This is a genomic window from Arthrobacter cryoconiti, assembly GCF_020905375.1.
Lineage (GTDB): Bacteria > Actinomycetota > Actinomycetes > Actinomycetales > Micrococcaceae > Specibacter > Specibacter cryoconiti.
The window spans coordinates 52,991-73,966 of the sequence record NZ_JAJJBU010000003.1 but is presented as its reverse complement, the minus strand read 5'-3'; the positions used below and the strand labels follow the sequence as shown (position 1 = coordinate 73,966).

Sequence of the window (20,976 nt, the reverse complement as noted above, 5' to 3'; positions counted from 1 at the left end):
AAATTGCCTCTCTAGTGGCACCTACGGAGTTAGCTGTCGGATTCGGGCCAGAGAGTACTACTAATTGACCCGGCCCGGCTGTGGCACACAGCCATCCATAGCGCTGCCCCGGAGAGCGTGCATCAGTGGAAAGGATGAGTGTTGTTGCCGGGCTTCACCCCAAGACAGACCTCACGGTCCGCCAATGGTGGTTCCCCCGTCCTTGCCTAAAATTCAATAAACCAATTTTTGAAGGCAAGACTCGGTGTCAAAAATTGGTAACGCTTTGATTACGGCGCCGGGTTGCTACTATACGGTAAAAGCTTAGTCCGTGACAATTTCGTTACATTTGCCGCGGTGGCAGAGGAGTGACCGCGCGCTTAGTTCATCGAAACAAAAATATGTGATGCGACCTCAGGCGGCAATTCCAAGGCACCCTCGATCCCCGGGACACGCACCGAAATGTACTCCCCAGCTTGAGCTAGGGAAATCTTCGCTCCGGGACGCAGCCCGCCCTCATCGAGTTGGGTCAGCAACTCCGGGTCGACCTGGATCCGCTCGGAGAGACGGTGAATGGTGACGGACTGCTCTGGAGAATAGCTTCCCATGGCGTCCACCAAGGTGAACAGCCCCGCTGCAAACGATGGCGCCACGGCCCCGCCGAGCTCTTCCAACCCCGGAATAGGGTTTCCGTAAGGCGATTCTTCTGGTTTACCCAACAATTCGTACAGTTTTTGCTCTACGCGCTCGCTCATCACGTGTTCCCAGCGGCACGCTTCATCATGGACGTAAGCCCAGTCAAGTCCGATGACATCGGAGAGTAGTCTCTCGGCCAGCCGATGCTTGCGCATGACGCGGGTCGCCTTATCGCGGCCAGCGGGAGTCAATTCCAAGTGCCGGTCACCGGAAACAATGACCAGCCCGTCACGTTCCATGCGTCCGATAGTTTGGGATACCGTGGGCCCTGAATGATGAAGCCGCTCTGCAATGCGCGCACGGAGCGCCACAATGTTCTCTTCCTCCAACTCCAAGATGGTGCGAAGATACATTTCCGTCGTGTCGATCAGATCTGTCACGAAAGATTCCTCCTGAAGAGTGGGCAAGTTTCCGGGCAGGAGACTACCCCTTCACTTTATCCTGCTTAACACAGCGGACGAAAACTACTGATTGTCTCGCAAACGGGAACACCACGGGCCCGTAACAAATTGTTTCAATATGCGGCCCTCGTTTGAGGATGATCACTGCGGTGCGGGAGAATCGTCACTAGGCCCAAGAGACCTAACTTCCAACGTGCGAAATTTGGAGCAATCAGTGAGCGAATCAACGCCCCTCACCATCCCTGCCAATCTGCTTCCCATCGACGGCCGCTTCGGCGCCGGTCCTTCCAAGGTCAGGCCCGAGCAGGTGGCCGCCCTCTCCGCAGCGGGTGCAGCCCTGCTGGGCACCTCGCACCGACAAGCGCCAGTGAAGAATCTGGTCGGAGAAGTCCGTGCCGGTCTGTCGGATTTCTTCTCGGCGCCAGAGGGCTACGAGGTCATCCTTGGAGTCGGCGGGTCCACAGCCTTCTGGGATGTGGCCTCCTTTGGTCTGGTGGAGAAGAAGGCCCAGCACCTCTCCTTTGGTGAGTTTGGTTCCAAATTTGCCGCGGCTACCAACAACGCCCCATTCATCGATGCATCCTCCATCATCACCTCGGCCCCGGGCACGCGCCCCACATCTGTGCCGGAGGCAGGCGTCGATGTCTACGCTTGGCCGCAGAATGAAACCTCCACAGGCGTCGCTGCCCCCGTCCAGCGGGTTGTCGGAGCTGACGACGGCGCCCTGGTCCTCGTCGATGCCACGTCCGCGGCCGGAGGACTTCACGTAGACGTCAAAGAAGCTGACGTTTACTACTTCGCTCCGCAGAAGAACTTCGCATCCGACGGCGGCCTGTGGCTGGGCTTGTTCTCCCCTGCCGCACTGGAGCGCGCTGCCCGGATTGGCGCTACGGGACGCTGGGTGCCAGATTTCTTGAACTTGAACACGGCTATTGAAAACTCGTTGAAAAACCAGACATACAACACACCGGCGCTGTCCACGCTGGTGACGCTCAATGAGCAAGTTAAGTGGCTCAACGCCAACGGCGGGCTGGATTTCGCGTCCAAGCGCACTGCGGATTCTGCTGCCCGCCTTTACTCCTGGGCGGAAGCATCCAGCGTTGCAACGCCGTTCGTAGTGAAGTCCGAGGACCGCTCCAACGTCATCGTTACGATCGACTTCGATGAGTCAGTCGATGCTGCCGCGGTCGCAAAAGTACTGCGTGCCAATGGCATCGTCGATACAGAACCGTACCGCAAGCTCGGTCGCAATCAGTTGCGGATCGCAACCTTCGTTGCCATTGAGCCCGAGGATGTCACTGCACTGACCAAATGCATCGACTACGTGATCACAAATCTGTAACCGCCACCGGCGCAACTGACTAGTGCACGAGAAAAGGTGACCTCCCAATTATTGGAAGAGGTCACCTTTTCTCATGCTCATGCACGCTTCTTAGCCGCGGACCCCGTCAGAATCGTCGACGTCGTCCTGGTGCACTTGCTCATTTGCGCCGTCTTCATCGTGCTCACCTTCGAGGAGGTCTTCCTCGTGATGGTTATCTGCCTGGGCGGGCGTATCTTGCGCGTCCTCGGGACGAACGCGCTCGGCCCAAGGAACCCATGGCGGCGCCAGGACGGAATCATTGGTAGGCAGCAGACCCACCTCATTGACGGTGGCATCCTTGGATCTGGACACGCGCGTCACCGTGGCAAACCATTCCCAACCGACGTAGCCGGGCAGCAGACACTCAAAGAGGTGGGTCACACACCTTATGCCTTCGCTGCGAGCACCCACGTATTTGCCGATGTCCTGCGCAGTTGCGATCTCAAAGAGCGCTTCGCGGGCCACGGCAATGGCGTCAGCTAAGAACGCATCCGGCTTTCCCACCCTCCATACCGGCACACCCGGTCGCGAGGCAGCCTGCGCAACCCCAGCAACGGCAGTGGTTTCAGGGACGCCGGTTTCAGCGCTGGCAGTGTCAGCGGCAACAGGGGCGGTTTCCGTGGGCAGTTCGGTCATGGTGGGCACCGTTACGCGTCGAAGTTGTCGGCAACCTTGCGCAAGGCGGCAGCGATCTTCGTTGCATCACCTTCCGGGTACTTGCCGTTGGTCAAGGATCCTACGGAACGTTCAAGCAAGGACACGAGGTCTTGAATAATGGGGGCCAGGTCGCGGGCAGGCATGCGCTTGGCCTTAGCCACGGACGGGCCGTGATCTAGAACCTTTGCAGCCATGGCCTGGGCGCCTTTGCGACCGTCTGCCACGCCAAACTCCATACGAGTGCCAGCTTTGATGTCTCCGGTGCCGGCTGCCAGGGCGTTGGCGCGCAAGAATACTTCGCGGCCGTCGTCGGCAGTTAAGATGCCGAAGCCTTTTTCGTTGTCATACCATTTAACTTTGCCGATCGGCACTTGCTCTACCTCATATATTTCATCAGTGGGGATCTCTTCCTGCGCCTGCGCGGGACTTGATTCGCGGTACCGGAAAGCTGTGAAACGTGCAGCTGGTACCTACAGGCGCCAGCCGAGCTGGTCTCTTACCTTCTAGATTACCGCGTTGGGGAATCAGCAGCCGCTTTGTGCGCTACCTGTCCGCTGTTAGCGTTATGGACATGAGCCCTCTTTCTCCATCCTCGGGCCGCGGCGAACGCGGTTGGCAAGTTTTCAATATAGCCGCTGTGGTGTTGGCACTTGCGGCGCTGGCCGCTTTGATTATCGTGTTGTTGAGCAAGTGGGCTGGCGGGGCCCCGTGGCCGGGCTTCGACTGGATCGCGATGCTGTGCCTGCCTGCAGCTTTCTTGATGATGGGCGCCAGCGTCCTGCATGCCGTCGCACGCCGCCGACGGCTCTAGGCCGGCGCTAGGCCAACACACTTGACGATGTCCACCCTCCCGCTGTTAATCGCCGATCTTGCCGCACGGGATGATACTGCCTTATTGCGGCTGCTCACATTGCGCCCTGAGCTCATGGACCCGGTCGCCGTGGATTTCGCCGCCTTAGCGGCACGTGCCTGCAGCAGGGCAGGATTAGCCCGTACACTTGACCGTCTCAACCGGCCCCAGCTGCAAGTGCTGACTGCTCTAGTGGTCACGGCAAATCCGGATTATGGAGCAACTGTCGCCGAGGTGACCACTGCGGTTTCCGGAGCAACTCACCAGCAAGTGACAGCCATTTTAGCGCAATTGTGCGATTACGCCCTTGCCGTCAACATCCCTTCGGCCAGTTCCGGTACCTGCGACGCCGGTCACCGGCACTTCCTGCCCGTGACCAATGTGCGCGAAATGTTAGGTTCTCACCCTGCAGGGCTTGGCCGAAGCTACCGCCAGCTGGGCGCCAGTGCGGAAACAACGCTTGCCGACGATTTAGATGCTCTGCTGGCCGACGCGCCTGCTGGCGCTGCAGAGCTGCTGGCCAAATTAGTGCCCGGCCCGCCCTTGGGCGTTCTCGGCCGGGGTAACCGGGGCCCCGCAGACTGGCTCCTGGACAAGGGGTTTTTGGTGGCCATCGACAAGTCTCATGTGGAGCTGCCCCGCGAGATGGGGTTGGCGTTGCGTCACGGCCATGTCATTTCACACTTTGAACCGGTCCCGGCGAAACAGGAAATCGGCACTGTGCCCGATTCACTGCGAGACAATGCGGCATTGAGTGCCATCGCCACTCTCCTGCGCACCATGGCCAGCCTGCTCGAATCCGTGAACCGAACTCCGCTGCCTACCTTGGCTGCGGGCGGCGTAGGCGTGCGTCCCGTGCGCAACGCAAGCCAGGACACCGACACCGGCGTGGCACAACTGTACTTCTACTTGGAGCTGGCTTCCATGGCCGGGCTATTGACCCTGGATCCAGACACGTCAACGTGGCGACCCACGGCAACCGGATGGCTGCAGCGTGAACGTGCCGAGCAGTGGTTATGGCTCGTCACTGCCTGGTTGGAGTCCACTCGGCTGCCGTCCCTGGTGGGCTCCGGCAAGCCCGTGGTTACGGTCCTGAGCGGAGCCGTACTACGCCCCGACGCAGCCATGCTGCGCGCCACCGTGCTCGATGTACTGGGCACCTACTACGGGGGCGCCCGTGTAAAGACTGTGCCCCCGCACGCCCTGGCGCCGACCATTACGGAACTGGGGGAACGCTACGCCTGGCACTATCCGCGTCCAGCCCGCCGCGTCACCGCAGCTCTTCCGGGCTTTTTGGCCGAGGCGGAGATCTTGGGAATCACCGGCGCCAGCGCCTTGACGGACATGGGCGCTTCCGTGATCGCACGGGACTGGGAGAACGCGTTGGCACTCGTGGACCAGGCCCTGCCCAAGCCGGTTGAGCACGTCCTGTTGCAGGGCGATCTCACCGCGATCGCCCCCGGTTATCTCTCTCCCGCGCTATCCGGTGAGCTCGCGCTGATCGCTGACACGGAAGGCAAAGGCGCCGCTGGCATCTACCGTTTCAGTACTGCGTCGCTTGGACGCGGATTCACGGCCGGACGCTCCGAGGCGGACATCACGGCCTTCTTAAGTAAGCACTCAACCACTCCAATCCCACAGCCTCTTGGATACCTCATCAAGGACGCTGCCGCCCGGCACGGACGCATCATGCTCGGTGCCGCTTCCACCTTCATCACCACTGACACTCCTGCTCGACTCGCGGAGCTGCTGGCCGGGGACATCGGTGCACTCGTGCGATTTACGCTGATCGCACCCACGGTCGCCATCTCCGCTCTGCCCCCTGCCGAAGTCGACAAGGCACTGCGCGCCATCGGCGTCAATGCCTCTTTAGCCAACGGTGATCTTGCCATTCGCGCCAATCCCACGCGTGTGAAACGCCCCAGAGAACCCGCAGAGCACGCCACGCTCGCCCCCTATGAAGCAGCCGCGGCCAGGGCCAGAATCGAGACTGGCGGGGACCTCGGCGTCGTACCTCTGGACCCGAGGCACGAACAGCTGGCGTTGCTGCGCAGCCGGCCCGCATGGAGCCCTGGGCATGGCGAGTCCGCGACGGCGCTGGTGCAAGAACGATTGAGTCATGCTGTTGCCACCGGAGCTCTCACCCAGTTGACAATGGCAGGTAGCGACGGAGGCGAAGTGCGGTTAGTGGTGCGCCCGTTGGCACTCATCGAAGGCCGGCTGCGCGTGAGCGTGCCCGACGCCGGCCATGAGCAATGGATTCCCGTCAGCCGGATCATCACGGCGGAAAAGATCCCTGAAGCCACGAAGGAGACCCCATGAATGACGGGCCGTTGATCGTCCAAAGCGATAAGACCATCCTGCTGGAGATCGGTCATCCGCAGGCTACGGAAGCACGCCATGCGATCGCTGCGTTTGCCGAGTTGGAGCGGGCCCCGGAACATATGCACAGCTATCGGCTCACGCCCCTGGGGCTGTGGAATGCTCGGGCCGCTGGGCTGGACGCCGAACAGGTACTGGACACATTGCTGCGCTATTCCCGCTTCCCCGTGCCACATCCACTGCTGATCGACATTGCCGAAATAATGTCGCGTTACGGGCGTCTGCGTCTTGAAAAAGACCCCGTGCACGGACTGGTCATGCGCACCACAGACTTCCCCATACTGGAGGAGGTCATGCACGCAAAGAAGATCGCGCCTCTGCTGGGTCCGCTCATTGACGCACAGACGGTTGTGGTCCATTCCTCGCAGCGAGGTGAGCTCAAGGCGTTGCTGCTCAAAGCTGGCTGGCCGGCAGAGGATCTCGCCGGGTACGTTGACGGTACTCCGCATCCGATTACGCTCACGGCGGGGGATGCGGACGCTGTGGACTCAACAGGCGCGTCTCTGGGCGCTTGGTCCCTGCGCCCCTATCAAGCGATGGCGGTGGAGAATTTCTGGGCCGGCGGATCGGGCGTGATCGTACTGCCCTGCGGTGCCGGCAAAACGATCGTTGGTGCAGCAGCCATGGCGGTCTCTGGCACCACTACGCTGATCCTGGTCACGAACACTGTCTCGGCCAGACAGTGGAAGGCAGAACTGCTGCGCCGGACTTCGCTCACGGAGGCGGAGATCGGTGAGTATTCAGGCGCCGCCAAGGAAGTACGGCCTGTCACGATCGCCACCTACCAGGTCCTGACCACCCGCCGAGGCGGTCTTTACCCGCACCTGGAACTGCTCAACGACAACGACTGGGGGCTGATCATCTACGACGAAGTGCATCTACTGCCCGCCCCCATCTTCCGCATGAGCGCTGATCTGCAAGCTCGACGGCGGCTGGGGCTGACAGCGACCCTCGTGCGCGAGGACGGCCGGGAGGGAGAAGTGTTTTCACTGATCGGGCCCAAGCGGTACGACGCCCCATGGAAGGACATTGAGGCTCAGGGGTACATCGCTCCGGCAGATTGCATAGAGGTCCGGATTGATCTACCCGCCGACGAGCGCATGACGTACGCCATGGCGGACGATTCCCAGAAGTACCGTTTGTGCGCCACCTCTGAGAGCAAAACTGATGTCGTGGAAAAATTAGCTGCCCAACACGCAGGGGAACAACTGCTGGTGATCGGGCAATACATCGACCAACTCGACGAGATTTCCGAACGGCTTCACGCACCTCTAATTAAGGGAGAGACCAGCGTGAAGCGGCGCCAACAGCTCTTTGAAGAATTCCGGCAGGGGATCATCAAGACATTAGTTGTTTCAAAGGTCGCCAACTTTTCAATCGATCTCCCGGAAGCTTCCGTGGCTATCCAGGTTTCAGGGTCCTTCGGCTCACGCCAGGAGGAAGCACAGCGACTGGGGCGACTCATGCGTCCCAAAGAGGACGGCCGCACGGCAACGTTCTACACCCTCGTAGCCCGTGACACGGTGGACGCAGACTTCGCCGCCAAACGCCAGCGTTTCCTGGCCGAACAGGGCTACGCCTACCGCATCATCGACGCCCCCTGACGCTCGGTTACATCAGGGGCACTCTCCCCCAACGCTCGGTTACATCAGGGGCACTAGGCTCCGCGCATTCGCACCGCGAGCGCGGCGCGGTCAGCCCCGGGCAAAATTGCTGACGCGGGGGCCCCACGATTCCTCGACTCCACAAGGTCAGAGGACAGACTGGCCGCAAGCTGTAAGCCGTCTAAGCGAGAACTGCCCGCAGGGCAGCAATGGCATCTGCAAGTGGAGGCAGTTCTGGATGCCAGGCACGTTCCCATTCCAGTGAAATCCACGGATCCACAGTGCCGTGTGAGGCGGCGATGCCAAACACCAGATCGCGCATGGCACGCAAGGGCAGCTCTCCCTCCCCCGGCAGCGTCAATGTGACGTCGTAGGTCTCAGCTTTGCGTATTCCGTCCTTGAATTGCGAGTAGGCCAGCGACCCAGCCAATAGTTGTGCCGTTCGCCCAGGAGCCTCATCATGGCGCCAAGGATGCATCAGATCCCAGATGACCTGCACCGGCGCACCGGTATCGACGTGGCCCAGGATCCGCATGATGTCCTGGCCGCGTGGATGGGAATCGTGTGTTTCCAACAGCAATGTCACGCCAAGTTCCGTGGCCTGCGCGGCCGCCCTGTTGAGCCGAAGCCCACCAAGTTTGTCTGCAGAGAGCATGGCGGGGTTGGGTTCCTCTTTCAAAGTGGGGATAATTCCGGCACCCGGAAACACTCGGACATATCGGCTGCCAAGAGCCGCGGCAAGCTCGACGGCGTCGCGAAGTTCGGCGTCGACCTCCCCGTCGCGACCCTCCGGATCGGGCTGGCAAACGCGCACATAGCTGGCCAGCGCCAAGACCACCAAACCAGCCTGACTCAGGGTCCTAGCCACAGCGCGCGCTTGCTCACCGGACATGCCAGGATAGACAGATTCGCCGGCAGCCACGCGCAGTTCCAGACCAGTAACTCCGCTAGCGTGTGCGAGCGCGATCACATTTTCCAATGACAAACCCGGACAGCCTAGCGTTGAAAATGCCAGTGGCATGGTGCCCCTTTCAATATGCTTTCAGTTGTCTCAGGATACCCCTCGAACCAAGGCCGGAAACCGCTTTCCAAACACGATGTGGGCTTTCTAAATACTTCTTTATTTCTCTTCTTTGAAGATGGTAATTTTCTAAAATACGTCGTCCGCCTAAGGAGTAGCCATGGTTAACGCGAAAAAAATTGGACCAAACATCGTCTTCATTCTCAGCGACGACCAGGGCCCTTGGGCGCTCGGATGTGCCGGCAACGACGAGATCCAAACTCCCCACCTCGATGCCCTGGCCACATCGGGTACCCGGCTCGAGAACTTCTTTTGCGTCTCCCCCGTCTGCTCCCCGGCCCGCGCCAGCCTAATGACAGGGCAAATCCCTTCCCGGCACGGCGTCCACGATTACCTCACCGGTGTTGAGGTTGGTCCAAAGGCCCCCGACTTCCTGGCTGGACAAGCACTCTTCACAGACGTTCTAGCGGACCACGGCTACCGGTTGGGCCTGGCGGGAAAATGGCATCTGGGCGCGAACGACGCCGCACGTCGCGGATTTGTCCACTGGTTCGGTCTAGAGGGCGGCGGTAGTCCTTACCGGGACGCGACCATGTACCGCAACGGCGAGCGCGAGAAAGTCAGCGAGTACCTCACAGACGCCATCACGGCTGACGCCCATGCCTTCTTAGACAAGGAGGCGAACCGCGAGGAACCGTTCTTTTTATCCGTGAACTACACGGCGCCCCATAAGCCCTGGAAGGGCCAGCACCCCAAGGAATTTGAGGACCTGTACGCAGATTGCTCTTTTGCCAGCTGCCCCCAGGAAGCCCCCCACCCGTGGCAACCCACCGTGAACGGGGTTGCGATCGGCGGCGAGCCGGATGTACGGGCAGCCCTGGTGGGCTACTTTGCCGCCGTCAGCGCCATGGACGCAGCCATAGGCTCGATTATGGAACATCTAGAACTCCTGGGCATTGCAAACGACACGCTGATCATCTTCAGCAGTGATAACGGTTTCAACGCCGGTCACCACGGCGTGTGGGGCAAGGGCAACGGCACGTTCCCACAAAACATGTATGACTCGTCGGTGAAAGTTCCTGCCATTTTCCACTGGCCAGGCCATATTGATGCGGACGTGGTGCGCCACGAGCTTCTCTCCGCCTACGACGTCGCCGCCACCATCCTCGATTTGGCTGGCTTGGACCCGGCACCCTTCGAGGCCGGGCCAGGTTCTTCCTTTGCACCGTTGTTGGCTCCAGCTGCGAAGACCCGTAGCGGTGCTGCCGCCGACCGCCAGGACCAAGCGGTGGTGGTGTATGACGAATACGGACCTGTCCGGATGATCCGCACGCACGAATGGAAGTACGTTCACCGCTACCCTGATGGACCCCACGAGCTTTACAACTTAGCCGCGGATCCGGGAGAGCGGCAGAATTTGATGGACGACGGCGACACCCACCACACCATTAGTGGCTTGCGCGCACAAATGGCAGAGTGGTTTACCCTTCATGGTGTTCCCGAATTTGATGGCTCCGCTCTACCCGTGGCAGGCGCAGGGCAGCACTGCCCGATCAGAGCGGCCGACGGGAGACTTGCTGAGGACCCGGCCGGAGCGTTTACGCAACCCAACTGGGACGGTACGGCCCCAAGCAGCACTGCTAGTATCGGGGCGGTTCCCAGCGAAAAACGCTTTGGTTGATTGCATCTGCCTGCCATGGTGTCTTACGCTGCCACGGAAGCACCACATGCTGCTCACCGATGAGTAGTTGCACCCCGTCCGGGGTCCATTCCCACTGCATCCGCGCGGCAAATTGCTCAAGATCAGCCAAGGATAGGTCCAGTCCCACAAGGTAGAGCACCCGAAGTTCATTGGCTCGCACTGGGCCCCATTCAAGGATGGGAACGGCCGAGTGTACACCGAGGATGGTTGCCCCGCCATAAACCACACGGGCGGTTGCCTCGGCGCTGCCGTCCAGCAGGAGCAAGCTGGACATGATGGCGCCCGCCACGGAGCTCACTTCGGCGCCCTGCATCTTTGACCAGCCAACGAGTGCTTCACGGGCACTGCGCGGGTAGCCGGAGACGGCTGGGGTTAGCCCCACGACGCCGGTGAGTTTGGCGGCGCGCACTTCAATGCCTTCGATCACGGAGCAGGCTATTTGGACACTCACATCCCGGCCGTCGGCATCAAGGGAGAATGTACTAGAAGTGCCCCCAGGGCGCACGCTACCCCCGCGCAATCCGCGGTGCCGACTGGTGGAACCGTGGCCGGTGAGGTAAACATCGTTGTCCCGGCAACCGGCGTCGAGCCATGGAACCGTGGCGGTGGAAAACGCCAGACGGCGGTAAAGCGGCTCATCCTTTTGTGGGTGACCGTCGCTTCCTGCGTTGAGTACGCGAACGGTACCTGTGGCCCGTGTTCCCACGGCCAGCCATGCCGGACCTTTCAGCGGGAGCGCGAAGTCCGCCTGTTCTACGGGGAGCGCTTCCTCCACGTCCGCCCAGGCGGGATGATCAGCCGGTAGTAGCAGCCCCAGAAAGCCTTTTGCCGCCCATTGCGGTGAGCCCGGAGCGTTGTAAGACTGCAAGATTGAGCTATCCACGCCGTGCCACCCGAGGGTCAATACGCCGTCGGGGGCAGCACCACCAGTGAGGAAATATTTCAGCGTCCCGGACGCCAAGCGTCGGGACGTTCCCGGAGAAATGACGGCAATTCCTTCGCGTAAGGCCATCCAGAAGGGTGCTGTCACGCCCCACCGGTAGATGAGCGATCGCCCCTGGATCAGTGGCGCCCCGTTGGCTCCGAAGAGGTGGCTGTAGCCGTGCACAAATTGAGCCAATCTGTCCCGGTAGATCTGCCGGCGTCCGGTGCTTTCCGGTTCACCCAACATGTCAAGGATGAAGAACGGGTACAGGTGGAACGTCCAGGCGTTGTAGTGGTCAAACCGGCGACCTTCACCGTCAGAATACCACCCGTCACCGACGTACCAGTCCTCAATCCGAGCTAGTGCGGCCTCGATGCCGGCGCCGTCGTAAGGGTATCCAGCCGAACAGAGGAAAGCTTGGATAGTGGCGGCGAAGAGGACATGATTGTTCTCCGCACCATACGAATATGCGGACTCAGAGAGCCACGCAGCAGTGTTATCGCGTACAGATTGGGGTACTTCGTCCCAGATCCAGGGGCGCGTCAGGTGTAGTCCCAAGGCAATGCCAGTGGCTTCCACAGTGGCTTGTCCGTGGTCTGTCAGGCGGGGCCAACGTTCTGGTGACTCCGGTGCCGTTCCAGCATCCAAAGCCCGGGCATACCACTGCGCCAAACCCGCCGGCACTCGTTCTGGGTTCCCCGCCGCCCCCGCAAGGCGAAAGGCGGCTAGTAAAAATGTCCGCGCGAAGCCTTCAAGGAGCTCCACCGAATCCTGGTCGTGTCCGGAAGGGAAACGCACCTGGGCAGCCCCGGGGGAAGAATAGCGCCAAGCTGCAGCGATTTGTTCATCAGCCGCAGCCTCCCAGTGCTCCCGGGTCCACCCGGTAAATGGGGAAATGTGCGGATCGGTGCCCACCTTGCGCCAATTCACTGCGCGTCCTGTAAAGACACCCCCGGCCGCGCGGCAATGCCCACGTCAACGGGTACGCCGGATTGGGCTGAGACGTATGCGGCCATCACCAACTCCACCACATGCTTGGCATGCTCGCCATCCACGCTGGGTACGGCGCCGTCCACGGCAGCGGCAAAATCTTTTAGCTGGGCTGTGAAGGCGTGCTGAATGTCCTGCTCCGATGACTCATGTATCTGGGTGCAAGTGCCGTCGATCTCCACGAAGGTTCCGCTGCGCGGGTCCGCCGTAATGGTCCCGTTCTCGCAGACCACCAGCATTTCATCCACATGGTGCGGTGTGTCAGAAACGATGGAAATGCGCACTTGAACACCATTTTCTAAAACAATTTCCATGGTGCCGTCAGTTTCAACGGGAGCCCCAAAGCGATTCAGTGTGCTCGCAGCTATGCGCACAGCAGGAGCCCCACCGATCCAGATTGAACGGTCCAAACAATGGGCGCCAATGTTGATAAATGCCCCACCCCCGGAGATTGCGCGGTCAAAAAACCAGGCAGGGCGGGCAGCGGGACGGTAATCCGTGCTGCGGTAATCATGGATCATCAGAACTTTCCCAAGACGCCCAGAGCAAAGCTCCGCAGATAGCGCGATCTTTTCACCCATGAAGTGCTGAATCAGCCCGACCACCATGACCACGTTGGCACGGACACACGCCTCTTCCATGGCCACGCAGTCAGCGAGGGTGGTGGCCATCGGCTTTTCCACAAGCACATGGATGCCGTGAGCTGCCGCTGCAAGCACCATCTCCTTGTGCAAGCTATGCGGAGTGTTGATGACCACCGCGTCCACCACGCCGGCCGCCAGCATCTGACGATAATCCGTAAAGACCGCGGCTCCCCAGGGTTCGGCTACTCGTGCGCCGACGTCGGCCCGGAGATCACAGACAGCAGTGAGTTCGATTCCGTCGAGGACGGCGGCACCTTCGGCATGCAGCACTGCCACAGCCCCGGCTCCAATAATTCCCAACCGCATGTTCGACTCATTCCTCTTCGTTGTGTGCAGGTGGCCTGATGGCACCGCAAGATTTCCGAACGACAAGCCGCGGTCGAAGCCGAACTTGGTGGATCGGGCAGTCGTCTCCTTCAGCAAGCCGACGGAGCAAGATTTCAGCAGCCATTTTTCCCATCCGATGTTTGGCGGGGGCGACTGCGGTCAACGGAACCTGCGCAAGGTCCGCCATTTCATCGTCATAGGAAACAAGCGCAAGGTCCTCGGGAATCCGGACTCCGGCTCGCTGCGCCGCGGCCTCAAGTAATGTTGCCTCCCTGTCACCAAAGACAAGGGCAGCTGTGGCCCCCACCTGTCGCAACATGGCCACAGCCTTGTCCGGGGCACCGTTTTCCCAGTCGCTTTTGAGTATTCGGGTCATCTGAGGGGCGAACCCTTGGTCAGCCGCAGCACGCTGATACCCGGCCACAATGGCCGCTTCAGTAGGTGTTTGCGCTCTCGTTAGCAACGACACACTCTTGTGCCCCAGACCGAGGAGGTGCAATACGGCGTCGTAGGCTCCACCTTGGTGATCCGAACAAACGTGCTCTGTTCGGTCCCCCGGCCCAAGGTCCGTCAGGCTGCGCTCAAGCAGCACCACAGGCACGTCCAGCGCCATCAGGTCCGTGACGCGACGGCCTGGGTCCGCAATGTCCGTCAAGGTGGGCACCAGAATAAGTCCATCCACGCCGGACTCAATGAGAAAAGCGATGCTCGAATCCTCCCGCTCAGGGAGGTAGTTATACGTAGCCAACTGCAGACTCACATCCTGTGCCGACAACGTCTCCTCAATTCCCTGCAGAACGCGAGGGTAGTACAGCTGCGTATCAGGGAGCAGCACTCCGACCGTCAACCGGGAACGACGCCGAGCCGGTTGCCTCGCTGCAACAAAACTGCCAGCACCTTGGCGCCGCAGCACAAGCCCTTCATGGACCAGGTCATCAAAGGCCCGCCTCACGGTTGTCAGAGACAAGCCGGTCTCTGCAGCCAGTTGGGCTTCAGTGGGTAGTTTGGCGCCCACCGCCCAGGTCCCAGCCTGAATGCCGCGGCGAAGATCTGCAGCCAATGAGCGGAATTTTAGGTCGCGTGTATCAGCATCTCGGATCTTTCGCGGGGCTGGGTTCTTAGTCACGGCTTCCTTTCACAGTGCATCCCGGCCAGTCTGCCAAGCCAAGAAGATAGGAATAAAGGTTGATTTAGGAAACATTCTTCCAACAATTTTTCGGATCCGTTGATGCCTTTTTTAAAGTGCCTGTTCTTTATCGCACCAAAAGGCCGCAGAATCCGCGCCTACGCGGTGATCTGGAGTGTCTAGGACGAGCAAAGAGTGGAAAGTTTTCCAAAAAGAGCTCAAAATACTCCTTGATTCATCTCTTTGCCGACTGGTTGAGTCATCTCACTAGGCCGTGATCTACGGCACAACTACTTTACGAGGTGTCCTAAATGAGTCCTAACTTTAGGTTTTCAAAGGCCCTGGCCGTGTTGGCCGGAGCTACGCTCGCCCTGACAGCCTGTGGGGGTGGTGGCGCCAGTACCAGCGCCAATTCTGCTGGGGGCGGTACAGTGACGTACTGGTCTATGTGGAAGGTCGGCGAGCCGCAGCAAAAAGTGATGGCAAACGCCATCGCCGATTTCGAAAAACAAACTGGTACCAAGGTCGATGTGCAGTGGCAGGGCCGAACCAACACCAAAAAGATCATTCCGGCACTGAACACCAACAACGTCCCGGACATCATTGACGGTTCTGAATCCAATCTCGACATCGCATTGGGAAGCACCGGACAAGCGCTGCCAATGACGGACGCGTACAACACCATGATTGACGGCAAGAAGCTCTCGGAGCTCATTCCGGCTAAGTTCCTCGCTGTGAACAACATCAAGGGTAAAGACGGCCAGCCGTGGATGGTGCCCTACAGTCTCACCTCGGACGCTGTCTGGTTCAACGCAGAAAAGAACCCGGACCTGGTGACGAACCCGCCGGCGTCGTGGACAGACTTTATCTCTCTCCTAGACAAGCAAAAAGCTGCCGGGCAGGCGCCAATAGCTGCTGATGCCGACATCGCCGGCTACAACGCTTACTGGTTTGTTAGTGCGCTGGTCCACAGTGAAGGACCCGGCGCATTCGCCAAAATTACTGCCGACAAGACCGGCGCCGGTTGGGACTCCCCTGCGGTCATGGCCGCAGCAAAGACGGTGCAGCAACTCGTCGACAACGGATACATGATCAAGGGCTACAACGCCAGCAAGTGGCCCGCCCAGCAGCAAGCCTGGGCCACCGGAGGAGCAGATCTGCTCTTCAACGGCTCATGGATCCCGACAGAGACCGGCACGTATGCCGCTCCCGGATTCAAATACGCCTCATTCCCATACCCGTCCGTGGCCGGAAAGCCCGCCATGGCGCGAGCTGACTTCACCGGCTTTGCCGTTCCCAAGAAGGCAAAGAACGCCGCAGGCGCCCAGCAACTGGCAGCCTTCTTGATGGGCAAAAAGTACCAAGACGCCGAAGGAACGGATGCCAAGGTTCTGCCTGTGCGTGCCGACGCCGCCATTGCACCGGAGCTCACCTCCGTCAAGAAAGCGATTGACAACGCTAAGGAAATTTACATGGGTAATGACGGAGTCACCACTGCCGGCTACATGGAGAAAAACTTCAACCCCACCGATGACCTGTTGTTCACAGGCAAAATTGATGCTGGCGAGTTCGTCTCCCAAATGAAGGAGAAGACGATCGCTTACTGGAAGGCGCAGGGCTAATGTCTGCCTCCACCCTCAAGCGCACCCGTCGCAACCCTGCTCCGGCTCTCAAGCCGGAGCAGGGTCGGGGCGGCAGCAGCATTGAACGCCAGCGCCGCAAGCTTCTGGTACCGTTCGTCGGACCGGCTTTCCTCTTCTACACCGTGTTGTTCATCGTCCCCGCGATAGCAGCAGTCTGGATCAGTCTCAACGAATGGGCCGGTTCCGGCCCCATGACCTTCGTGGGCTTCAAGAACTACATTCAAGTCTTCCAAGACCCGTTGTTCGTGAAATCCTTCGGAAACACGCTGCTCCTGTTGTTCGTGGTTGGTGCGGCAATCTTCATTTTGGCCTTTGCCATGACGCTGGTTCTCCGGGACATGGCTGCAAAGAAGATAGCCCGCAACGTCATCTTCTTCCCTCACCTGATCAACGCCCTTGTTTTTGGCATTCTGGCCGGCTTCATCTTCAACCCGGGCGGCATGGTCAACAGCCTGCTCAAGCCTCTGGGAGTCACGGAACCGCCGGCTTGGCTGGCCCAGGACAACATCTTTCCGTTGATCATGGCCACCATGGTGCTGACCACGACCGGTTACTTCACAACCATCATCATGGCCGGAGTAGACAGGATCCCGCCGTACTTCTATGAGGACTGCGCTCTTGCCGGTGCAACGGCGCTCCAGCGCCTTCGGTACGTCATTCTGCCACTGACCTGGGACGTTTTCGGCACGTGTGCCGTGCTGTGGACCATCTCCTCCGTCAAGATCTTCGAAATCATCTGGGTCTTTGGCGGCAGCAGCGGCGCAGGCCTGCCACCCACCCAAACCTGGTCCGTGGCCGTGTACACCTATGTCACAGCATTCTCCGGCATGTCCACCCCGGCCTATGGTGCCGCCACAGCATCAGCCATCATTTCTTTGGCCTTGGTTACCGTATTGGTGGTGCTCCTGCGCCGTGCCATGCGCCGTGACGCCATTGAGTTCTAAGGAATCCTCATGACAGCCCTTACCTCGTCTCCGTCCGAGCAAGCCGGTCCACCGCCGGTCCGTCGCAAAAGAAACCGTGGCGGCGTCAGTCCCGCCCTGCAGGCCGATCACAACTGGGTCCGCAGCATCGGAGTCTTTATTCTGTGGGCAGTGGTGGTGCTATTCATCGCCATGCTCGTCTGGATCGTGCTTCAGGCCTTCCGCGACACCCATGCAATCCTGGAAAGCCCATGGGGTCTGCCAACGTCGTTCAACTTCGACAACTTCGCCACGGCCTGGAATGTCAGTGGTTTCGCCTTGGCCACACTTAACAGTATTTTGACCACGGCGGTGTCCTCGTTCGTGTGCGTGGCCGTTGCCGCACCTGCCGCCTACTATCTCAGCCGGGTGGAAAACCGTCTCACCGATGGCCTGAGCCTGTACTTCATCCTTGGACTGGGCATCCCAGCCCAGGTCATCTTGATCCCGCTCTTTGTCATGCTGGACAAGGTGCACCTGACCAACAGCTTGATCGGCTTGAACCTGGTCTACATTGGTTTGTCGCTGCCGTTCACCGTTTTCTTGTTGACGGCCTTCTTCCGCAGTCTCCCTCTTGAAATGGAGGAAGCGGCTGCCCTCGACGGAGCGTCCGCTCTGCGCACCTTTGTCCAGGTCACCCTGCCTCTGGCCAAGGGCGGCATCCTCACCGCCTTTGTGCTGCTGGTGGTAGGTAGCTGGAATGAAACCCTGCTCGCGTTGACCCTGCTCCAGAGCTCCGACAAGTACACACTGCCGGTCGCCCTGATCTCCTTCGTACAGCAGCAAACTTACTCCGGCGCCGACTGGGGTGGACTGTTCGCAGGCCTGTGCATCGTGATCCTGCCCATGCTGGTCATCTATATTTGGCTGGGTCGGCGCCTTACAGAGGGCCTAACCCTGGGCATGGGCAAATAGTAAATATCATGGCAAAGACGCCTAACCTGCTCTTCATCGTCGCCGACCAGTTCCGGGCCATGTGCGTGGAACTGGGCGGCGACGCTGTTTCCACCCCTTTCTTAGATGCCATGGCGTCCGACGGCGTGTCCTTGGCTAACGCTGTCAGCAACTATCCCGTGTGCAGCCCGCACCGGGCCATGATGATGAGCGGGCAGTACCCGTCCTTCAACGGGGTGACGTATAACGTGAATTCTGAAACCGCGGAGTGGGGCGTTGGCCTGCGCCCCGATGCCCCTTCATGGGCTGGAGTGCTCAGGGATGCCGGATACAACACTGGCTACATCGGCAAATGGCATCTCGAAGCACCCGTGTCCGAAGACGCCATCCATGGCCGCGGCCCCCTGGAGGATGGGCGCTATTGGGATGCCTATTCCCCTCTTGACCGGCGCCACGGCTTTGATTTTTGGTACTCCTACGGCTGTTGCGACGATCACCTCTCCCCGCACTACTGGACCGGCGACGCCGCCCGGCACCAACGCGTCGACGTAACTGGGTGGTCCGCTGCCCATGAGACTGACATGGCAATTGACTTTCTGCACCGGGCCGCGGGTGCGAACCGTGCTCCGTTTGCTTTGGCGGTGTCGTGGAACCCGCCACACCAGCCCTTTGACCAGCTCCCGGACGGCCATGACGCCAGCTATGCCGCGATGTCCCCCGCCGAGCTACTGACACGGCCCAACGTCGAGCTGGACTCGACTATAGGCCGTGAAGCTGCCACCATCGCGCCCCTGTACTATGCAGCAGTCAGCGCCATTGATACCCAAGTAGGTCGGCTCATGCAGACCCTGGACGAGTTGAACCTCACCGCGGACACCTTGGTGATTTTCACGTCCGATCATGGTCAGCAAATGGGCAGCCACGAGCTCCTGTACAAGAACGTGCCGTTTGAGGAGTCCATGCGGATCCCTTTCATTCTGAAGTGGCCAGGCAAGCTGCGCCGCGACCCGGCAATGGCCGGCAGCGTGGGCCTGTGCAGCGTGGACATCGCCCCGACTCTCCTGGGCTTACTGGGTTACGGCGGCCAGGTGCCCTCCGAAATGCAGGGCGCGGACGTCTCCGGAGCTCTTTTACAGGGCGGGACCAACGACGCCGGGCAGGACGCACCGCCGTCGTACTCTGCCTTGTACTTTTATTACCCCCGAGACGAAACCGAACATCATGTACGCGGCCTGCGCACGGCCACGGACAAGTTCATTGCCCGCTTCAATGAGCGCGACGGACTCTCCACCACCCTCTATGACCTGGCTGTGGACCCCTTTGAACTGGTGAGTGTCAGTGACCCTGAACGGATTCGGATCCACGCCGTGGCGTTACAAACCAAGCTGGCCCACGCCTCACAGACTTGGCCAGGGGAAGCTGCCCTCGCGGCACTGGCCGAGGGCCGATGAACATCCTGCTGATCATGGCGGACCAGTTCTCCGCCCATGCGCTGCACCGGACACGTGATACTGACTCCCATTTCCGCACCCCACACTTGGACCGTCTGGCAGCGGCTTCCCTGTCCTTCACCCATGCATATACGCCTTTTCCGCTGTGCGTACCGGCCAGAAGCTCCATGGTGACGGGCCGCTACCCGCATGAATTGGGCATCGGCTCCAATACCGCGGACGGTGAGGAACCTGGCCGCGATCCAGCTTCGCTGGGGCATTGGTTTCGCGTAGCCGGTTACGACTGCGCCTATGCCGGAAAATGGCATGCTCAGCAGGCAAGCGCCTCGGTGGAGGACGGCTTCACCGCCGTCCATCCGTTTGGCGACGAAGGACTGGTGGAGGCCTGCAAGGAATGGCTGTCCAAGCGCCCTTCGAAGCGCCCGTTCATGTTGGTAGCCTCTTTTGACGATCCTCACACCATTTGCGAGTACGCCCGTTCGCAGCCTCTCCCTTACGGCGATGTTCCGCGCGTACCGGTCGGTTCGGCGCCTCCGCTGCCGGCGAATTTCTCTCCCTCCCCCTACGCGCCGTCGGCGCTTGCCGTCGAAGTAGATTCCGCCCAGCGCGTCTACGGAACCCGGGACTACACGAGCGACGACTGGAGGGCGTACCGGGCAGCTTACGCAACGCTCGTCACACGAGTTGACGAAAAGATCGGCAAACTCATGGACAGCGTCGATCTTGCGGAGACCGCCGTCGTCTTCGTCAGTGATCACGGCGACGGGGATGCCTCGCACGGTTGGAACCAAAAGACCGCTCTGTACGAAGAATGTATTCGAGTCCCGTTCCTGCTGCACGTCCCCGGGGTGGCCGCGGCCACCATTGATACGCCGGTAGCCGCGGTGCTGAACCTGCTTCCGACGCTGTGCGACGTTGCCGGCATTCCGGCTCCCGATGGAATCGCTGGGGTTTCGGTGCTGCAACCGGACCCGAGTCCAGTGGTGGTGCAGACAGTTTTCAGTGACGGGGCGCGCCCCGGGCCACGAACCTCCGGCCGATCCCTTCTTTGCGGGGCGTGGAAATACACTGTGTACAGCTGGGGCCTGAATCGGGAGCAACTGCACCAGCTCCGCGCTGATCCTGGAGAACAACGCAACCTGGCGGTGGAGGACTCGTTTGCTGAGGTCCTAGAGGAAATGCGTGAGCACTTGCTGAACTGGGCGCTGGAAAGCCGCGATACGTCCTTTCTGAAAAGATTAGTCCTTCCAATGTCGGCACCCGCACATATCCGGAAAGAGATTTTTACCCTTCCCTACTAGCCGCTGTGAACTGCCTGAGCGTAGGCTGACAGTTATTGCCCATAGAATACTCAGCAAA

The 20,976-nt window shown here is 60.1% G+C and carries 17 protein-coding genes and 1 riboswitch; of the genes, 10 read left to right on the top strand and 7 right to left on the bottom strand.

Going from position 1 to position 20,976, the window contains the following annotated elements:
• Positions 1–2: 2 nt before the first annotated feature.
• Positions 3–229: riboswitch (cyclic di-AMP (ydaO/yuaA leader) on the bottom strand.
• A gap of 130 nt (positions 230–359) precedes the next feature.
• On the bottom strand, positions 360–1,055 hold the full coding sequence (locus LOH53_RS00540) for a metal-dependent transcriptional regulator (RefSeq protein ID WP_230065770.1): 696 nt from the start codon (positions 1,053–1,055) through the stop codon (positions 360–362).
• A 235-nt stretch (positions 1,056–1,290) separates the two neighbouring features.
• Here LOH53_RS00540 and serC point away from each other — a divergent pair, with 235 nt between their 5' ends.
• Positions 1,291–2,418 (top strand): phosphoserine transaminase, encoded by a 1,128-nt coding sequence (serC, locus tag LOH53_RS00535; protein ID WP_230065769.1) that lies wholly within the window; start codon positions 1,291–1,293, stop codon positions 2,416–2,418.
• A gap of 90 nt (positions 2,419–2,508) precedes the next feature.
• On the opposite strand, the gene LOH53_RS00530 is transcribed toward serC, so the two are convergent.
• Positions 2,509–3,075: a DUF3027 domain-containing protein gene (locus LOH53_RS00530; protein WP_230065768.1), complete on the bottom strand. Its 567-nt coding sequence runs from the start codon at positions 3,073–3,075 to the stop codon at positions 2,509–2,511.
• Positions 3,076–3,086: 11 nt separating this feature from the next.
• Positions 3,087–3,467 carry a cold-shock protein gene (locus tag LOH53_RS00525; RefSeq protein WP_230065767.1) on the bottom strand — a complete coding sequence of 127 codons (381 nt, stop codon included), beginning with the start codon at positions 3,465–3,467 and terminating at the stop codon, positions 3,087–3,089.
• Positions 3,468–3,667: 200 nt separating this feature from the next.
• Here LOH53_RS00525 and LOH53_RS00520 point away from each other — a divergent pair, with 200 nt between their 5' ends.
• From LOH53_RS00520 to LOH53_RS00510, 3 genes are read left to right on the top strand one after another with little or no spacing between them, the layout of a single operon-like run.
• Positions 3,668–3,907 (top strand): hypothetical protein, encoded by a 240-nt coding sequence (locus LOH53_RS00520; protein ID WP_230065766.1) that lies wholly within the window; start codon positions 3,668–3,670, stop codon positions 3,905–3,907.
• Positions 3,908–3,934: 27 nt separating this feature from the next.
• Complete coding sequence (locus LOH53_RS00515) at positions 3,935–6,268, top strand: helicase-associated domain-containing protein (RefSeq protein WP_230065765.1); 2,334 nt, start codon at positions 3,935–3,937, stop codon at positions 6,266–6,268.
• Entirely contained in the window at positions 6,265–7,932 is a 1,668-nt protein-coding gene (locus LOH53_RS00510; protein ID WP_230065764.1) for a DNA repair helicase XPB, read from the top strand. Before LOH53_RS00515 ends, LOH53_RS00510 begins: the two co-directional genes overlap by 4 nt.
• Before the next feature lie 181 nt (positions 7,933–8,113).
• On the opposite strand, the gene LOH53_RS00505 is transcribed toward LOH53_RS00510, so the two are convergent.
• Positions 8,114–8,953, bottom strand: coding sequence for a sugar phosphate isomerase/epimerase family protein (locus LOH53_RS00505; protein ID WP_230065763.1), 840 nt, complete (start codon positions 8,951–8,953; stop codon positions 8,114–8,116).
• Positions 8,954–9,113: 160 nt separating this feature from the next.
• On the opposite strand from LOH53_RS00505, the gene LOH53_RS00500 reads away from it, so the two are divergent.
• Positions 9,114–10,634, top strand: coding sequence for a sulfatase-like hydrolase/transferase (locus tag LOH53_RS00500; protein ID WP_230065762.1), 1,521 nt, complete (start codon positions 9,114–9,116; stop codon positions 10,632–10,634).
• Here the strand turns inward: LOH53_RS00500 and LOH53_RS00495 are convergent.
• From LOH53_RS00495 to LOH53_RS00485, 3 genes are read right to left on the bottom strand one after another with little or no spacing between them, the layout of a single operon-like run.
• On the bottom strand, positions 10,594–12,510 hold the full coding sequence (locus LOH53_RS00495; RefSeq protein ID WP_230065761.1) for a DUF2264 domain-containing protein: 1,917 nt from the start codon (positions 12,508–12,510) through the stop codon (positions 10,594–10,596). The two genes, LOH53_RS00500 and LOH53_RS00495, sit on opposite strands and share 41 nt — an antisense overlap.
• A complete protein-coding gene (locus tag LOH53_RS00490) occupies positions 12,507–13,520 on the bottom strand; it encodes a Gfo/Idh/MocA family protein (protein ID WP_230065760.1) in 1,014 nt (337 codons plus the stop codon). The genes LOH53_RS00495 and LOH53_RS00490 overlap by 4 nt, the downstream gene beginning before the upstream one ends.
• Before the next feature lie 7 nt (positions 13,521–13,527).
• On the bottom strand, positions 13,528–14,667 hold the full coding sequence (locus tag LOH53_RS00485; RefSeq protein ID WP_230065759.1) for a GntR family transcriptional regulator: 1,140 nt from the start codon (positions 14,665–14,667) through the stop codon (positions 13,528–13,530).
• 311 nt (positions 14,668–14,978) lie between these two features.
• On the opposite strand from LOH53_RS00485, the gene LOH53_RS00480 reads away from it, so the two are divergent.
• The 5 genes from LOH53_RS00480 to LOH53_RS00460 are packed head-to-tail and all read left to right on the top strand — an operon-like array spanning position 14,979 to position 20,918.
• Positions 14,979–16,289, top strand: coding sequence for an ABC transporter substrate-binding protein (locus LOH53_RS00480; protein WP_230065758.1), 1,311 nt, complete (start codon positions 14,979–14,981; stop codon positions 16,287–16,289).
• Positions 16,289–17,254: a carbohydrate ABC transporter permease gene (locus LOH53_RS00475; RefSeq protein WP_230065757.1), complete on the top strand. Its 966-nt coding sequence runs from the start codon at positions 16,289–16,291 to the stop codon at positions 17,252–17,254. Before LOH53_RS00480 ends, LOH53_RS00475 begins: the two co-directional genes overlap by 1 nt.
• Before the next feature lie 9 nt (positions 17,255–17,263).
• Positions 17,264–18,187: a carbohydrate ABC transporter permease gene (locus LOH53_RS00470; RefSeq protein ID WP_230065756.1), complete on the top strand. Its 924-nt coding sequence runs from the start codon at positions 17,264–17,266 to the stop codon at positions 18,185–18,187.
• 8 nt (positions 18,188–18,195) lie between these two features.
• Positions 18,196–19,617, top strand: a complete 1,422-nt coding sequence (locus LOH53_RS00465; RefSeq protein ID WP_230065755.1) for a sulfatase family protein — start codon at positions 18,196–18,198, stop codon at positions 19,615–19,617.
• Positions 19,614–20,918 carry a sulfatase family protein gene (locus tag LOH53_RS00460; protein ID WP_230065754.1) on the top strand — a complete coding sequence of 435 codons (1,305 nt, stop codon included), beginning with the start codon at positions 19,614–19,616 and terminating at the stop codon, positions 20,916–20,918. Before LOH53_RS00465 ends, LOH53_RS00460 begins: the two co-directional genes overlap by 4 nt.
• Positions 20,919–20,976: the final 58 nt, after the last annotated feature.

Bases quoted from the DNA above. Each gene is read 5' to 3' on its own strand.
- LOH53_RS00530 (WP_230065768.1), bottom strand. From the start codon at position 3,075: ATGACCGAACTGCCCACGGAAACCGCCCCTGTTGCCGCTGACACTGCC.
- LOH53_RS00520 (WP_230065766.1), top strand. From the start codon at position 3,668: ATGAGCCCTCTTTCTCCATCCTCGGGCCGCGGCGAACGCGGTTGGCAA.
- LOH53_RS00515 (WP_230065765.1), top strand. From the start codon at position 3,935: ATGTCCACCCTCCCGCTGTTAATCGCCGATCTTGCCGCACGGGATGAT.
- LOH53_RS00510 (WP_230065764.1), top strand. From the start codon at position 6,265: ATGAATGACGGGCCGTTGATCGTCCAAAGCGATAAGACCATCCTGCTG.
- LOH53_RS00505 (WP_230065763.1), bottom strand. From the start codon at position 8,953: ATGCCACTGGCATTTTCAACGCTAGGCTGTCCGGGTTTGTCATTGGAA.
- LOH53_RS00500 (WP_230065762.1), top strand. From the start codon at position 9,114: ATGGTTAACGCGAAAAAAATTGGACCAAACATCGTCTTCATTCTCAGC.
- LOH53_RS00490 (WP_230065760.1), bottom strand. From the start codon at position 13,520: ATGCGGTTGGGAATTATTGGAGCCGGGGCTGTGGCAGTGCTGCATGCC.
- LOH53_RS00480 (WP_230065758.1), top strand. From the start codon at position 14,979: ATGAGTCCTAACTTTAGGTTTTCAAAGGCCCTGGCCGTGTTGGCCGGA.
- LOH53_RS00475 (WP_230065757.1), top strand. From the start codon at position 16,289: ATGTCTGCCTCCACCCTCAAGCGCACCCGTCGCAACCCTGCTCCGGCT.
- LOH53_RS00470 (WP_230065756.1), top strand. From the start codon at position 17,264: ATGACAGCCCTTACCTCGTCTCCGTCCGAGCAAGCCGGTCCACCGCCG.
- LOH53_RS00465 (WP_230065755.1), top strand. From the start codon at position 18,196: ATGGCAAAGACGCCTAACCTGCTCTTCATCGTCGCCGACCAGTTCCGG.
- LOH53_RS00460 (WP_230065754.1), top strand. From the start codon at position 19,614: ATGAACATCCTGCTGATCATGGCGGACCAGTTCTCCGCCCATGCGCTG.